Origin of the sequence: Pseudogracilibacillus sp. SE30717A (assembly GCF_037071985.1) — a bacterium.
Lineage (GTDB): Bacteria > Bacillota > Bacilli > Bacillales > Amphibacillaceae > Pseudogracilibacillus.
This window is the reverse complement of the sequence record NZ_JAXHDF010000008.1, coordinates 182,675-199,299: the sequence shown is the minus strand read 5'-3', so window position 1 is coordinate 199,299 and position 16,625 is coordinate 182,675. Positions and strand designations below refer to the sequence as shown.

General features: G+C 34.0%; 15 protein-coding genes. All 15 read left to right on the top strand.

Going from position 1 to position 16,625, the window contains the following annotated elements:
* The first annotated feature begins 35 nt into the window (after window positions 1-35).
* A complete protein-coding gene (locus tag SPD48_RS14180) occupies window positions 36-2,183 on the top strand; it encodes an HD family phosphohydrolase (RefSeq protein ID WP_336258778.1) in 2,148 nt (715 codons plus the stop codon).
* A 6-nt stretch (window positions 2,184-2,189) separates the two neighbouring features.
* Window positions 2,190-2,651, top strand: a complete 462-nt coding sequence (gene ybeY, locus SPD48_RS14175) for an rRNA maturation RNase YbeY (RefSeq protein ID WP_336258828.1) — start codon at window positions 2,190-2,192, stop codon at window positions 2,649-2,651.
* On the top strand, window positions 2,641-2,997 hold the full coding sequence (locus SPD48_RS14170; RefSeq protein ID WP_336258777.1) for a diacylglycerol kinase family protein: 357 nt from the start codon (window positions 2,641-2,643) through the stop codon (window positions 2,995-2,997). Before ybeY ends, SPD48_RS14170 begins: the two co-directional genes overlap by 11 nt.
* Before the next feature lie 1,216 nt (window positions 2,998-4,213).
* Window positions 4,214-5,110, top strand: coding sequence for a GTPase Era (gene era, locus SPD48_RS14165; RefSeq protein ID WP_336258776.1), 897 nt, complete (start codon window positions 4,214-4,216; stop codon window positions 5,108-5,110).
* A 110-nt stretch (window positions 5,111-5,220) separates the two neighbouring features.
* Window positions 5,221-5,352 (top strand): YqzL family protein, encoded by a 132-nt coding sequence (locus tag SPD48_RS14160; protein WP_442962161.1) that lies wholly within the window; start codon window positions 5,221-5,223, stop codon window positions 5,350-5,352.
* A 25-nt stretch (window positions 5,353-5,377) separates the two neighbouring features.
* Entirely contained in the window at window positions 5,378-6,124 is a 747-nt protein-coding gene (gene recO, locus SPD48_RS14155) for a DNA repair protein RecO (protein WP_336258774.1), read from the top strand.
* Between the two features lie 332 nt (window positions 6,125-6,456).
* The gene (gene glyQ, locus SPD48_RS14150; RefSeq protein ID WP_336258773.1) at window positions 6,457-7,344 is read left to right on the top strand and encodes a glycine--tRNA ligase subunit alpha; all 888 of its coding nucleotides are present in this window, start codon (window positions 6,457-6,459) and stop codon (window positions 7,342-7,344) included.
* The gene (glyS, locus tag SPD48_RS14145; protein ID WP_336258772.1) at window positions 7,337-9,406 is read left to right on the top strand and encodes a glycine--tRNA ligase subunit beta; all 2,070 of its coding nucleotides are present in this window, start codon (window positions 7,337-7,339) and stop codon (window positions 9,404-9,406) included. The genes glyQ and glyS overlap by 8 nt, the downstream gene beginning before the upstream one ends.
* Before the next feature lie 124 nt (window positions 9,407-9,530).
* Window positions 9,531-10,160: a helix-turn-helix transcriptional regulator gene (locus tag SPD48_RS14140; protein WP_336258771.1), complete on the top strand. Its 630-nt coding sequence runs from the start codon at window positions 9,531-9,533 to the stop codon at window positions 10,158-10,160.
* Window positions 10,161-10,175: 15 nt separating this feature from the next.
* Window positions 10,176-10,994, top strand: coding sequence for a pyruvate, water dikinase regulatory protein (locus SPD48_RS14135; RefSeq protein WP_336258770.1), 819 nt, complete (start codon window positions 10,176-10,178; stop codon window positions 10,992-10,994).
* Between the two features lie 249 nt (window positions 10,995-11,243).
* Complete coding sequence (gene dnaG, locus SPD48_RS14130; protein WP_336258769.1) at window positions 11,244-13,043, top strand: DNA primase; 1,800 nt, start codon at window positions 11,244-11,246, stop codon at window positions 13,041-13,043.
* A 27-nt stretch (window positions 13,044-13,070) separates the two neighbouring features.
* Entirely contained in the window at window positions 13,071-14,183 is a 1,113-nt protein-coding gene (gene rpoD / locus SPD48_RS14125; RefSeq protein WP_336258768.1) for an RNA polymerase sigma factor RpoD, read from the top strand.
* Window positions 14,184-14,352: 169 nt separating this feature from the next.
* Window positions 14,353-14,718 (top strand): cytochrome c550, encoded by a 366-nt coding sequence (gene cccA, locus SPD48_RS14120; protein WP_336258767.1) that lies wholly within the window; start codon window positions 14,353-14,355, stop codon window positions 14,716-14,718.
* A gap of 82 nt (window positions 14,719-14,800) precedes the next feature.
* Window positions 14,801-15,511 carry a tRNA (adenine(22)-N(1))-methyltransferase gene (locus SPD48_RS14115; protein ID WP_336258766.1) on the top strand — a complete coding sequence of 237 codons (711 nt, stop codon included), beginning with the start codon at window positions 14,801-14,803 and terminating at the stop codon, window positions 15,509-15,511.
* On the top strand, window positions 15,508-16,614 hold the full coding sequence (locus tag SPD48_RS14110; RefSeq protein ID WP_336258765.1) for a Nif3-like dinuclear metal center hexameric protein: 1,107 nt from the start codon (window positions 15,508-15,510) through the stop codon (window positions 16,612-16,614). The genes SPD48_RS14115 and SPD48_RS14110 overlap by 4 nt, the downstream gene beginning before the upstream one ends.
* The last annotated feature ends 11 nt before the right edge of the window (window positions 16,615-16,625 follow it).

Below are 16,625 nucleotides of genomic sequence, written 5' to 3'. Positions count from 1 at the left end.
TCTGGTATTAAAGGGCGGCAATTGGGGTGGATGTAGTGAAGAAAGTTTTAAATAAAATATTTTCAATTTTTAACCATAAATCTAAATGGGTTGCTGTATTTTTGCCTATCTTCATTTTAGGTGTCTTTTTCTTTTTTATAACGATGAATAATGTTTACTCGCAAACGTACGATGTAGAGCGATTTGATCGTGCAAAAGAAACAATTCGATCTCCGATTACAATGGAGAATGAAGTGGAAACGGAGCGGAAAATGCGTGAAACGGTCTTATCGGTTGGGGATCGCTATACGATATTAGAAGAAATAACGGAGGAACAGCTTAATTATTTAAATGAAATATTTGATGCTGTAGACACTCTGACAAACGAGCCAAAAGTAAAAAAAGGCAAAAATGACAAGGAAGACGAAGAACCAGTAGAACAACTAACTTATGAAGAAATCGTTTATCAATTACAAGAAATCTTGTCATCTGAAATTACTGATAAAGTCGACGATATTGTTTTTATGCACTTAATTCAACTAGAAGAAAAAGAACGTACTCATGGAAAGGAAGTATTTTTAAAAGCAACTAAAAAAGTTCTGAACAGTGGGGTACGTATTGAAAATATTCAAGGTGCAAAAGAAGAAGTCAGTTCGGTTATTAAATACTCAACATTACAAGCAGATGTTAAAGAAACGTTGGAAGAACTTATAGATTTTGCAATAGTCGAAAATTCGTTCTTTGATGTGGAAAAAACAATGGAAGCAAGAAAAGAAGCTGCTAGTAACGTTGAACCGGTTATTATTAGAAGCGGGGATATTATTGTACGTGAAGGGCAAATTATTACGAATGAAATATTTGAAGATTTAAAACTTGTAGGTTTATTAAATAAACAAAAAAGCATCTATCCAGGAATTGGGTTGACTGTATTCATAATTATGATCGTCGGTTTAATCGGGTATGAATTAAATCGATTATATAGACGTGAAGAATTAGATAAAGGAAAAATATCAGCTGTTATTTTAATTAGTATCATTTTAATAGCGTTGATGAAAATTGTCAGCTTATACACAGATCAGCTTAACCAGTTATACTTATTGGTCCCGATTGCTACAGGGGTCATGCTCTTAAAAATACTTATTTATGAACGAATCAGTATTGTTTTTTCTATTGTCTATTCTATCCTAGGAAGTATTATATTTAATGGAGAAATACCTGGTACGTTAAATGTAGAAGCAGGACTATACTTTTTCTTTTTTCAAATGGCAGGCATTGTTTTTTTAACGAATATTAAAGATAGAGGTACGATAATACGGGCAGCATTTGGAATGGCTATAATAAATATTATGACTATTTCCATGTATATATTACTTTCATTTGAAAAATTTGAATTAGTCAGTTTGCTAATTCATTCCGCTTTTGGAATTGGGGCTGCTGTTTTATCTGCGGTATTGACAATTGGTCTATTACCATTTTTTGAGACTGGTTTAGGGATACTTTCAGATGGAAAATTACTTGCTTTGGCAAATCCAAATCAACCCCTTCTACGCAAATTATTAACTGAAGCGCCGGGAACATATCACCACTCAGTGATGGTCGCTAATCTAAGTGAATCTGCTTGTGAAGCAATTGGCGCTAATGGATTACTTGCTCGTGTAGGGTCATATTATCACGATATAGGAAAAACTCAAAAACCTCATTATTTTATTGAAAATCAAGTTGCGATTCGTAATCCACATGATTTTATCGAACCTAAAAAAAGTGCTGAAATTATTATTAGTCATGCAACAGAAGGCGCAAATATGCTAAAAGAACACAAGTTACCTAAAGAAATAATTGATATAGCTATGCAGCATCATGGCACATCTCTAGTAAGTTATTTTTATCATAAAGCGAAAGAAACAGATGAGGAGGTCAAAGAGGAAGATTTTCGTTATCCTGGACCAAAGCCATCTACTAGAGAAGGAGCAATTATCTCTATTTGTGATTCGGCGGAAGCAGCAGTTCGATCATTAAAAGAACCTTCACCTGAACGTATAGAAGAAATTGTTAGCTCGATCGTTAATAATAAACTAATGGATGGCCAACTAGATGATACACCGATCACGATTGAAGAGTTGCATATTATACGGGAAACAGTTTGTGAAGCACTAAAAGGTATTTTTCACTCCAGAATACAGTATCCGACGAAGGAGGCAAATTAAATGACGATAGAAATTGATATAACGGATAATACAAATACTTTATCCGATTCTCATATTGGACTATTAAAAGAAGCATTATCTTTCGCTGCAAGTAAAGAAAAAATTATGAATGAAGTAGAATTATCACTAAGTATTGTTGAAAATGAAGAGATGAAAAAGTTAAATAATCAATATAGAAATAAAAATGAACCTACGGATGTATTGTCTTTTGAAATGGATAATCCTTTTATGGAACTGGACAATGAGATTTACCAGGGGCCACTCCAATTGGGTGATATTATTATTTCGATTGATAAAGTAAAAGAACAGTCGATTCGTTTTAATCATTCATTTGAAAGAGAACTAACATTTTTAGCTATCCATGGTTTCCTTCATTTGTTAGGGTACACACACGATGATAAAGAGAATGAAAAAATTATGTTCCAAAAACAAGAGGCTATTTTAGAGGAGTTTAGTCTTGAAAGATAAACGTAAAAACGGAATTGGGATGAAGTTTGCATTAAATGGGCTAAAAGAAGCCTTTCTTCGAGAGCGGAATTTCCGGATACATCTTTATATTGCATTAATCATCGTTATCATTAGTTTTTATTTTAAATTATCAAACATAGAATGGATGTTCATTATCTCTATGATCAGTTTGGTATTACTATCCGAATTAATAAATAGTCTAATTGAACGTCTGATCGATTATTTAAAGCCGGAAATACATCCGCAAGCAAAAATTATTAAGGATATATCTGCTGCTGTCGTCCTAATTTCTGCAATCACCTCAGTTGTTATTGGATTTATTATTTTTATTCCTAAGATTTTTTGACCCGATAAGGGTTTTTTTATCGCATAGGAAATTACTCAACTTTCGCAGCGTAATAAACCTTAGAAGAATTAGGGAGTATAGAGATCCATATCCGTAGTTGATTTTTGAGGTAACTAGTTGCTTGAAAATACAATTATATTCCAAAATATTTTCATCGTCGCATATGATGAAAACTGTGCAGTAAATAAATATTTAGGGATGAACTGATAAAACCGCTGCGGAAATATGTTTCGCTTTCACCACGGGCATAAGAGCGATATCTGTTCGAGCTGCGCTTACGCTTGCTTTCACAGTGTCTCCTTTACCATGGGCGGCTGCTGAGCCTCCTCTCTCGCTTTGCTCGTTGCGGGGTCTCATCTAGGCCTATGCTCCCATAGGAGTCTTCACATATTTCCTCCGCTAGGATGGTAACTGTTGACTAAATTTAGATGCCGACATTCTTTCTATTGAATAAAATTTACATGCTAGCGTAGGAAAAATACGAAGACTCCTGCAGGAACAGCAAATGGTTCTCGATGGGACGAACGTTAGTGGCAGTCCCACGAGTCCGAAGATCCCTGTAGCTTCTCGTTAACGAGAAGCTACAGAAGCTGAGGCCGTGCCCGCGGAAAGCGAAGTATTTTTCCGAAGCGGTTTCCGGAAATTAATAAAATTGATGCAGTTACTGCGCAGTTTACGTACTTTTATGCAAATAGCTTTATCATGATTAAGGTTGTCAAGACTCTAATTGGAAGCATTTATGAGTTAATCGACGTATCTGCTTAAACTCACTTTGTTGGTGCGAAAGTTGAGGAAATTATAATTGTACTTTCAATGTGCTTAACTTACAGAAAGAGCTTCGTCTTGCATAATCACTCGACGACTAGCAAATTTCGATCTTCTTCCTACGATGAAGAAGACATGCTGATTGGCTTTAGACAGATGCTTTGACGCCCTTATACCGTTGGGGAATAGTCAACATTGGCTCTTAGTAGCTGCCGTGTATCCTTTATTTCATTAGAAGCTCTCCAATTTGTACGTCGATAAACGGCCGTCTTAAGCTTTTAGTTCTTTTTCACTGATTGAGTAAAGATGAATATGTTGAAATGTATCCATGAATAATTTTGCGAAAAGTTGCGAAAAACATCTTTCTTTTATAAGCTTTGTCGAAATCATTAAATTTTAATCTGTTATGTAGTATTATATGTAAAATAACAGGACAATCAGGAGGAGCAAAATGACAGAAGAACATCACTCAGGCTTTGTCACTATTATTGGAAGACCAAATGTCGGTAAATCAACTTTAATGAATCAAATTATCGGTGAAAAGATTTCCATCATAAGTGACAAAATACAAACTACACGACATACGATCCACGGAATTGTTTCAGAAGAAGATTCACAGATTATTTTTATCGATACCCCGGGAATTCATAAACCAAAGCATCGTCTAGGTGACTTTATGGTTGATGTATCGATTCAATCTTTAGAAGATGTAGATGTAGTTTTATTTATGATTAATGCAAAAGAGGGATACGGAAAAGGTGATGAATTTATACTAGAAAAGTTAAAAAAAGTTTCTAGTCCTGTTTTCTTATTGATTAATAAGGTTGATTTAATTCATCCAGACCAGTTGTTTCCAATTATTGATCAATATAAAGATAAATGTGATTTTGAAGAGGTAATTCCTATTTCGGCCTTAAATGGAAACAATGTCGGCAATTTAATTTCTTTAATTAAAAAGCATTTACCTGTAGGGCCAAAATATTACGACGAAGAACAAATTACAGATAAAACAGAGACATTTTTGTATAGTGAATTAATTAGAGAGAAAGTATTAATTCACACAAAAGAAGAGGTACCTCATTCCATTAATGTGATGATTGAGAAGATGGAGGAAAGAAGCCACAATAGAATATATATTCAAGCAGTGATCATAACAGAACGAAAATCACAAAAAGGTATTTTAATCGGAAAACAAGGTAGTATGCTTAAAAAAATTGGGCAGGAAGCGAGAAATGAAATTGAAACAATGACGGATAAAAAAGTGTATTTAGATTTATGGGTAAAAGTTCAAAAGGATTGGCGTAATAGACAGTCATTATTAATGCAATATGGTTTCAATAATGAATAACATTGGTAAAAATTAATATTCATTATTGTTCTGATTTAGGAAATTCTAATAGTAAGTTACATTTTCAAAATACAACAAAATAAAGGAAAGGAAGGTTTCTTGTGAACAATATGATCTGGAATTTATTTCTGCAAACAGGAAACGTTGAAACCTATTTATTGTTGAAACAGTTAGAAAATGAACAGCTAGAAAAGGAAGAACTAAAGAGCGAAGATATTGCAACCTTTCAAACAAAAATGTAGCATATAGTATTGAGGAGAAAATTATATGCTAAAACAAGTTGAAGGAATTGTCTTAAAAACCCGGGACTACGGGGAAACTCATAAAATAATTACTATTTTTACAAAACAAATGGGTAAATTGACAGCAATTGCACGTGGTGCAAATAAGCCTAAAAGTAAATTAAGTTCACTATCACAAGTTTTTATCCGAGGAGAATTTTTAATTTATGTTACGAAGGGACTTAGCACGTTACAACAAGGAGGTATTATTAAATCCCATCGTCACATTCGAGAAAATATTGAAAAAACTGCTTACGCATCTTATATAATTGAATTAACAGATAAGTTATTGGAACAGAGTGAACCCGACCCTTTTATATACGATCAACTTTGTCAAACACTTGATTGGATTAATGAGAAGGAACTATTTATGATCCCAGTCATGATGTATGAAATGAAAATGTATAAAAAGGGTGGTTTTGCTCCAATTGTTGATCAATGTGTAAACTGTGGTAAAAAAGAACATCCTTTTATATTTTCAATTCAAGAAGGGGGCTTACTATGTGTCGAATGTTCACATTTAGATCATAGAGCAATTAGGCTTGAAAATTCCATGTCGAGATTAATGACAATTTTTGGGAGTGTCGGACTAGAGCGAGTTGGAAATATTTCAGTAAAAGAAAAAAACATCCAGCTTTTACGGACGCTTTTAAACCATTATTATGATCAATATGGGGGTTATGTACTTAAGTCAAGAAAATTCTTATCCCAATTAGATTTGTTTAATGAATAAAGATAAAATGATTTTTGTTGCAAAAGACCAGAAGATTGTGTATGATTTATTTGTAACAATATGCAACGAAGGGGATAAACGTGTTGTATTCCTATTTATAGCGAGTCCAGGAAGGTGAGAGCTGGATAATAGCACAATGACGGAGGCACCCTGGAGCATTTATAATTAATAAAGTGGCTGGAAACAATTAAGTGAACAGCAAATAGGGTGGAACCGCGGGCAAGAATCCGTCCCTATGTCTTTTTATAGAAAAAAGGCATAGGGACGGATTTTTTTGTATGAAATGACGCAAAAAACACTCTTGTATCAATCTAATTTTAAGGAGAGAAGCAATGAATATCCAAGAAATGATTTTAACGTTACAAAACTATTGGTCAAAACATGACTGTATTTTAATGCAAGCCTATGATGTAGAAAAAGGGGCAGGGACAATGTCACCAATGACTTTATTAAGAAGTCTTGGTCCAGAACCTTGGAATGTAGCTTATGTAGAGCCTTCACGTAGGCCTGACGATGGCAGATATGGTGAAAATCCAAATAGACTTTATCAGCATCACCAGTTTCAAGTGATTATGAAGCCATCCCCGGATAATATTCAAGATCTTTATTTAGAGTCACTAGTTAAGTTGGGAATTAATCCATTACATCATGATATTCGATTTGTAGAAGATAATTGGGAAAATCCAACACTTGGAGCCTCAGGTCTCGGATGGGAAGTTTGGTTAGATGGAATGGAAATTACTCAATTTACTTATTTTCAGCAAATAGGTGGATTAGAGGCAGACCCAGTTGCGGTTGAACTTACGTACGGGATTGAAAGATTGGCTTCTTATATTCAGGATAAAGAAAATGTTTTTGACTTAGAATGGGTAGATGGAGTTACGGTTAAAGATATTTTTCTTCAGCCGGAATATGAGCACTCAACATATGCATTTGAAACATCAAATACAGAGACACTATTTACTTTGTTTTCGCTATATGAAGAAGAAGCGAAAGCGACAATGGAAAAAGGGTTGATTTTTCCGGCATATGATTATGTTCTAAAATGTTCACATACATTTAACTTATTAGATGCGAAAGGTGTCATTTCGGTAACGGAAAGAACAGGTTATATAGCTAGAGTTAGGAACTTAGCAAGAAGCATTGCGAAGGCTTATATTAAAGAAAGAGAGCGCTTAGGATTTCCAATGCTTAAAATGGAGGAAAAAAATAATGAGTAAGCATGTATTATTTGAGATTGGTTTAGAAGAATTACCAGCAAGATTTATTGATCAAGCAGAAAAACAATTATACAATCTTACGAAGAAGTGGTTAGAGGAAAATCATATACAATTTGAAAAAATCAAGACATACTCCACTCCTCGCCGTCTTGCAGTTCAAATTCATTCGATAGCGGACTATCAAACGACAATAACCGAAGAGGTAAGAGGGCCCCAAGAGAAAATTGCAAAAGATGAGAACGGTGAATGGTCAAAAGCGGCAATCGGTTTCACTAAAGGACAAGGGAAAAATCCAGAAGATATTTATATGAAAGAAGTGAAAAATACCCGATATATTTTTATAGAAAAACGAATTGATGGGAAAAAAACGGAGGATATTTTACCAGGTTTTGCAGATATCATTTCATCCATTCATTTTCCGCAAACAATGCGGTGGGGAAGCGATACATATCGATTCGCCCGACCGATCCGTTGGTTAGTCGCCCTTTATGATAATAAAGTTATTCCGTTTGAAGTAGCTCATGTTAAAACAGATAATGTGACATATGGACATCGTTTCTTAGGAGATAAATGCATTCTTACTGATCCATTAATGTATGAAACTATGCTGGAAAAAAATTATGTAATTGCTGACCCATTTAAACGAGAAAAGATTATTGTTGAACAAATTGACGAACTTGCAAAAGAAACGGGCTATTATATTTCGGTTGAAAAAGATTTACTGGAAGAAGTGAGAAACTTAGTTGAATACCCTACTGCTTTTTATGGACAGTTTGAAGAAGAATATTTAAATCTTCCATCTGAAACGTTAATCACTTCTATGGCAGAACACCAACGCTATTTCCCTGTATTGACAGAAGAAAATGGTTCATTACTTTCTTATTTTGTCGGTGTGCGTAATGGAGATGACAAAGAAATAACAAATGTGATTCGTGGAAATGAAAAAGTCCTACGAGCTCGCTTGGCAGATGCTGCTTTCTTTTATGATGAAGATCAAAAGCATTCCATCGATTTTTATTTGGAAAAACTTAAAACAGTCGTTTTTCAAGACAAAATAGGTACGATTTACGAAAAATCGCAAAATATTTCTTTGATTACACAAAAAATCTGCAATCAATTAGGTCTAGATGAAAGGCTAACTAATTTAGCCGTAAGAGCAGCCGAAATATGTAAATTTGATTTAGTTACTGATATGGTAAATGAATTCCCTGAATTACAAGGAATTATGGGAGAAAAGTATGCACTTCATTTTGGTGAAAAAGAAGAAGTTGCAAAGGCTATTAAAGAGCATTATTTACCTGTTCAATCAAATGGCAGCTTGCCGAGTACTGAAGTAGGGGCTATCGTAGCTATCGCTGATAAACTCGATACAATAATAGGATGTATTTCTGTAGGACTCGTACCTACCGGTTCACAGGATCCTTATGGTTTGAGAAGACAGGCCATTGGAATCTTACGAATTTTATTGGATCAGAAATGGGATCTTTCTGTTGAAAGCTTGCTAAACATTACGGAAGATCTGTACGATATAACGGATGAAAAAATAAAAGAAGATATTCATCATTTTATAAAAAATAGAGCCACCTATATTTTAACGGAACGAGAGATTGAACAAGATGTAGTTAAATCAGTAGTAACTAATCAAGTTGGAATTTTTTATTATACAGCAGAAAAAGCAAAATTATTATCACAAAAAAGAAATGATGACTCATTTAGACCGGTGCAAGAAGCGCTTGTTAGGGTAATGAATTTAGGTAAGAAACATCAAGAGAATGTAATAGAAGAGTCTTTATTTCAAACAGATTCTGAACAACAATTGTACAACACATTCTTATCTATTCGCGATTCATTTTCGAAAGCAGAAACAAAAGCGGATGCGGAAGAAGCTCTTTCACAGTTAAGTAAACTAGCAGAACCAATTCATACATTTTTTGAACATAATATGGTAATGGCTGAAGATGAACGGATCAAACGAAATCGTCTTTCACTCGTATATCATCTTTCCAATCTAATTGAACAGTATGCAGATATGACCCAAATTGAATGGAAACAACATCAATAGTAAGTAAAAAGCCTATATCAGCTTAATATAGATATAGTTGAATAGGCTTTTTCTTTTTATCACTATTTATACTATAATAGTACGTAAAGGAAGCATCACATGGAGATAGGTAGGTGGTGAAAAAGTGGAGTTATCAGAGCGTCAAGAAATAATAATAGAAATTGTAAAAGAAAATGGCCCAATTACTGGGGAACAAATTGCTGAAAAATTAAATTTGTCAAGAGCAACATTGCGGCCAGACCTAGCTATCTTAACAATGGCAGGCTATTTGGATGCGCGTCCGCGTGTCGGTTATTTTTTCACAGGTAAAACAGGCTCAGAACTGCTTACAGAAAAAGTTAAAAAATTTAAAGTGAAACAATTTCAGTCTGTACCAGTAGTAGTTAAGGAAGATGCTTCTGTATATGATGCGATTTCAACAATGTTTCTTGGGGATGTGGGGACTTTATTTGTTGTAAATGAGCCTGGTTGCTTAACGGGTGTGCTATCACGGAAAGATTTACTTCGTGCCAGTTTAGGGAATCAGGATTTAAATAATATACCCGTACATATTATTATGACTCGTATGCCGAATATAACTGTGTGTCGATCCGAAGATTTACTTATTGAAAGTGCCAAAAAATTAATCGATAAACAGATTGACGGCTTGCCTGTTGTCAAAGATATGCCAGAAGGTTTACATGTTATCGGAAGAATTACTAAGACAAATATTACAAAAGCATTTGTAGAATTAATACTTGATGAACAAGTTTAGAAAGAGGGATAAAAAATGAATAGTCCATCTGTATATGTGTTATCAGACTCAGTCGGTGAAACTGCCGAACTCGTTATTAAAGCTGGATTAAGTCAATTTACTAATGGAAATTATAAAATTCAAAGAATCCCTTATGTGGAAGATAAAGCAACGATTGATGAAACGTTAGAAATTGTTAAAGATAAGACAGCATTGATCGGATATACATTAGTAGATCCAGAATTAAGAAATTATATGAACAAAAGAGCAAAAGAAATGAATATTGAAGTGGTAGACTTTATGGGCCCAATGATGGAAGCAATGGAAAGAACGTTTAAACACGAGCCCAGACTAGAACCAGGATTAGTTTATAAATTAGACAAAGATTATTTTAAACGAATAGAAGCCATTGAGTTTGCTGTTAGATATGATGACGGACGAGATCCTAGAGGAATATCTCGGGCAGACATTGTACTTATTGGCGTTTCTAGAACATCAAAAACCCCATTATCACAATATTTAGCACATCAGCGTTTGAAAGTTGCAAATGTTCCAGTAGTTCCAGAAGTAGATCCTCCAGAAGAACTGTTTCGTATTGATAAGTCAAGATGTATTGGACTTAGAATTAGTAGTGATAAATTAAATGAAATTCGAAAAGAAAGATTAAAAGCTCTTGGTTTGGGAGATCATGCAACATACGCAACGTTAAAGCGAATCGATGAAGAACTTACTTTTTTTAATAAGATAGTTGATAAAATAGGTTGTGAAGTTATTGACGTATCAAATAAGGCAGTAGAAGAAACTGCAAATATTATTTTACAAAAATATCGGAAAGATAAAAGCATAATTGACTAGACAATATAATACATATATACTATAATGTTATGTTGTACTAAGTATGTACGTTTAGAAAATGATATATTTGGGAATATAGTAAGTAAGTATGGATATTTTAGACGAAACATTCCTTCTTTAAAACAATGAAATATTAAAAGAAGGAACTTTTTTTTCGATTTGTTAAAAAGATTGTCGAAACATGCAGGAGTTTTTAAGGATCGTATAGAATTAGTATATTATCAGTAAAGATGAGATTTGGTGGTGGACATGTTTACAGAGATACCTGAAGACGTCATTGAAAGCATTCGAGGAGAAAATGACATTGTTGAAGTAATTGAAGAATATGTTCAATTAAAAAAACAAGGTCGAAATTACTTTGGATTATGTCCTTTCCACAGTGAAAATTCACCATCATTTTCTGTTACGAAAGAAAAACAAATTTTTCACTGTTTTGGCTGTGGTAAAGGTGGGAATGTCATCACATTTTTAATGGAAATGGAGACATTTACTTTTATAGAGGCTATACAGTTTTTGGCTAATAGAGCAGGAATCCAATTACCTGAAACTCGTTCAAATAAAACATCCTTATCTGATGAGGATCAGCAATTATTATCTGCATATGATTGGCTTACTAAGTATTATCACCATCTTTTAAAATATGCTGACGATGGAAAGCTTGGCTTAGAGTACTTTCAAAATAGAGGATTAAATGAAAATACTATGGATGAATTCCAACTGGGGATTGCCCCATTGAATAGTGAATTTACTGTACAGTTCTTAGAAAAAAAAGGTTTTCATCCTCAACTCTTAGTGAAAGCTGGTTTATTATCGCCCCGGGAAAACAATGAGTTTGTTGATCCCTTTCGGGGAAGAATAATGTTTCCAATTAAGAATCATTTAGGAAAAACAGTTGGTTTTGGTGCGAGAGCATTGCAAGATCAAACTCCCAAATATTTAAACAGTCCAGAACATGCATTGTTTCATAAAGGAAGTATTTTATACAACTTTAATTTAGCTAAAAATCATATTCGAAAACAGAATGAAGTAATCCTTTTTGAAGGGTATATGGATGTAATTACAGCCTATCAAGCAGGTATAAAAAATGTAGTTGCTACTTTAGGTACATCATTAACGGAACATCAAGCTCGCTTATTAAAGCGTTATGTTGATACAATAATTATTTGTTATGATGCAGACGAGGCTGGAGTAAATGCAAGTTATCAAGCTGCAACATTGTTAAAGAATATTGGTTGTGAAGTAAAAGTTGCAGAAGTAAAGAATAATATGGACCCGGATGAGTATATTTCTGCTCATGGCGGTGAAGAGTTTATTAAGCAAGTTATTGATTATAGCAAAACATATTTTAAATTTTTTATGTATGTTAAAAAGAGGGATTATAATCTTTCTATTGATAGTGAAAGAATTGCTTATATCGAAGAAATAATAAAACAATTAGCGACAATCGAAAGTCCGATTGAGCGAGAATATTATGTGAATGAAATTGCAACAGAGTTTAATTTATCAACTGAAATTATACAATATGATATTAACCAATATAAAAAAAGAAACAATTTAAAGGATAACACAGCAAATAACAGTAATACTAATACAAAACCTTATACGTATCAAAAAGTGATGATTCAGCCTGCATATCAAAATGCCGAAAGAAAATTAATGGCTCATATGTTCAAACACCCATTTATTATTGATAAAGTACAAGAAAAATTGGGTGTTGGATTTAATATAGATCACCATAAAATTATTTTAACTCATTTATATGCTCTTTACGAAGAGAAAAATACGGTCAATGTAAGTGAACTGATTGATAAACTTGAAGATGATTCATTAAAGAAAATTGTGACTGAATTAGCATTAACACAGGTCAATGATGCAATTACCGAAGAAGAAATAAATGATTATATTCATCAAATTAAAATGGAGGCCACTGATATCACTTATCTTCGTACTTTAAGAGAAAAGCAAAAAAGCGAACAAAATCCAATTTTGGCAGCAAAAATTGGATTAGAAATAATCGAAATTGAGAAACAGCTCAAAAAGATGAAATAAGTTTGTAATAAGGAGGGAAGGGGACTTATGTCAGAAAATAAATCTTCTCAAACAATGGAAAATGATGCAACACTTGAGCAAGTAAAAGAAGAATTGCTCGAAGCGGGAAAAAAGAATGGTGTATTAGCATATGAGGAAGTAGCAGATCGTTTATCAACTTTTGAGATTGAACCAGAACAAATTGATGAATTTTATGAGTACCTCGAGGAGCAGGGTGTAGAGGTTATTGGTGATGCTGAAGATGAAGAGGCATTAAAAGAGGACCTAACCAATGAAGATAATCTAAGAGACCTCAGCGTACCATTAGGCATTAAAATTAATGATCCAGTTCGAATGTATCTGAAGGAAATCGGCAGAGTTGATTTATTAACGGCAGAAGAAGAAGTTAAGCTTGCTCAACGTATTAAACAAGGTGATGAAGAAGCAAGTCGCGCGCTTGCAGAAGCAAACTTACGACTTGTTGTCAGTATTGCAAAACGGTATGTTGGTAGAGGTATGCTTTTTTTAGATCTAATTCAAGAAGGGAATATGGGTCTTATTAAAGCTGTAGAAAAATTTGATCATGAAAAAGGATTTAAATTTAGTACGTATGCAACATGGTGGATTAGACAAGCAATAACTAGAGCCATTGCAGATCAGGCACGAACTATCCGGATTCCAGTTCATATGGTAGAAACGATCAATAAATTAATCCGTGTTCAACGTCAATTGCTACAAGATCTTGGAAGAGAGCCTACACCAGAAGAAATTGGAAAAGAAATGGAATTATCTCCAGCAAAGGTGAGAGATATTCAAAAAATAGCTCAAGAACCAGTTTCGTTAGAGACACCAATCGGTGAGGAAGATGATTCTCATTTAGGTGATTTTATTGAAGATCAGGAAGCAGTTTCTCCATCTGATCATGCCGCATATGAATTGTTGAAGGAACAATTAGAAGATGTCCTTGACACACTTACTGATCGTGAGGAGAATGTATTACGTTTGCGTTTTGGGTTAGATGATGGTCGTACCCGTACTCTTGAAGAAGTAGGAAAAGTATTTGGTGTTACACGAGAACGAATTCGTCAAATTGAAGCAAAAGCGCTTAGAAAACTGCGTCACCCTAGTAGAAGTAAACGACTTAAAGATTTTCTAGAATAATTTCATAATGTCCTTCATTATGAAATTATTTACATAATTTTCATAACTCTATCCTTTAATTACTTAGGTTATGTATTATTACTTTAAACTAAAAGGATTTTCGAGTAGAATAAGGATAGTCTTAATTCATAAGAAATACATAACAATTACATAAGGAGGAAGTAGCGTCATGAAGAAAAATGTTCTCCCATTTGGAATCATAGCTATCGTAGGTATATTTGCAGCGATTATAGTCTTTTATATTGGCGTTTATCAACGTGATGATATTCGACTTGCTGAAGAAAATGGCGGAGAAGTTGAAGAACAGGGAGAAGTTGCAACAGATCCTGAAGAAATTTTCTCTAAATCATGTGCTAGCTGTCATGGTGATGATTTATCCGGAGGAGCTGGCCCTGACTTGACGAAAGTAGGAAGTGACCATTCAGCTGACGATATTCATGAAATTATTATGAATGGCCAAGGAAGTATGCCAGGCGGTCTTGTAGGAAATGAAGAAGCAGACTTACTAGCTGAATGGCTAAGTGAAATGAAATAATTAACATAATGTAATTTTTAGTGTAAGCTTTCTGTACAAACAGAAAGCTTTTCTCGATTTTATACAAATATAGGTGAGTATGATGAAAATAGAGTCAAAATTATCACATCGATTAAAAATGATCGCGTCTTTTTTAACCGCTAAAACATGCTTTGCTGATATTGGTTCGGATCATGGCTATCTTCCATGTTATGTTTGTTTACACGATCCATTTGCTCAAGCAATTGCTGGCGAAGTTCGAGAGGGCCCGTACAGAAGAGCAATTGAAACAGTACAACAATATGACCTGGCGAAAAGAATAGAGGTCAGATTAGGAAATGGTCTCGATGTGATTCAGGATAACGATCATATTAATGAAATTGTAGTTGCCGGTATGGGTGGTAGCCTGATAAGTAAAATACTTGCGAATGGGTCGAAAAAATTAAATCATGTTAATCGGCTTATTTTACAACCTAACAACCATGCTCATTTAGTACGACAATGGTTATTTCATAATGGATATTCCTTAGTGAATGAAGTTATTATGGAAGAAAATGATCATATATACGAAATAATTATTGGTGAGAAAAAATCAGAAACTTTGTATCAAGAAACAATGTTAATTGAAAAACAATTTATGTTTGGACCAATATTAATAAATGAAAAAACTCCTGTATTTTTAAAAAAATGGGAGCATGAACGAATTAAATTACTACATGTTATTCGTCAGATGAAACATGCTAAAAACATGGATGAAGAAAAACTTACTCTATATGAGACCCAGTTACGGTGGATTGAGGAGGTTTTATCGTGAAACAAATTACTCATGGACAGATTTTTAAAGCACTTGAACAATGGGCACCGACAGATTTAGCATATGATTGGGATAATGTCGGGCTTCAAGTAGGGACTGCTGAAGATAAAACAAAGAAAGTTTTAGTTACCTTAGATGTAATAGAGTCTGTTGTGGATGAAGCAATTGAGCAAGAAGTTAACTTGATCCTGGCACATCACCCGCTTATCTTTAAACCATTAAAGCAAATTAATTTTCAAACAGTGAAAGGAAAAGTAATTAAAAAGCTAATTGAACATAATATTACTGTTTATGCTTCGCATACTAATTTAGATGTTGCGGAAGGCGGGGTAAATGATTTACTTTCTGAAGCTTTGAAAGTAAATCATACGAAGCCACTTGTCGATATAAGGACAGAAGAATTCTTAAAACTAATCGTTTTTGTCCCGGAAACATATGCTGGACAAGTAAGAGAGGCTCTAGGTGATTCAGGGGCAGGTTATATTGGTAATTACAGTCATTGTACATTTCAAACTTCTGGGCAAGGTACTTTTATGCCTATGGAAGGAACAAACCCGTATATTGGCAGTAAAAACAAATTAGAAATTGTAAATGAAATTAAAATTGAAACAATTATTAAGGAAAAAGAGTATAAACGAGTGCTTTCAGCAATGAAAGAAGCTCATCCATATGAGGAAGTCGCGTATGATCTGTATCCATTAAAACATATTGGCAATTCTATTGGCCTAGGCCGTATTGGTACGTTAGAACGTCCGGTTAAAGTTCAAGAGTTATGTAATCAAATTAAAAAAGCTTATCAAATCAATCACTTGCGAGTGACAGGTAATCAAGATAAAATGGTTAAATCAGTAGCAATCATTGGTGGCAGTGGTGAAAAATATTTGTACCACGCGAAAAAAATGGGGGCAGATGCATTTATCACTGGTGACGTAACCTTCCATATGGCACAGGATGCACAGGAAATGGGACTGACTATTATTGATGCTGGTCACTATATTGAAAAGATTATGAAGCAGGCTACGAAAGAATTCTTACTAAAAAAACTACCAGATTTGCCAATCATTGAGTCAAAAGTAAATACAGATCCATTTCAATTTGTTTAATTGAAAGGAGT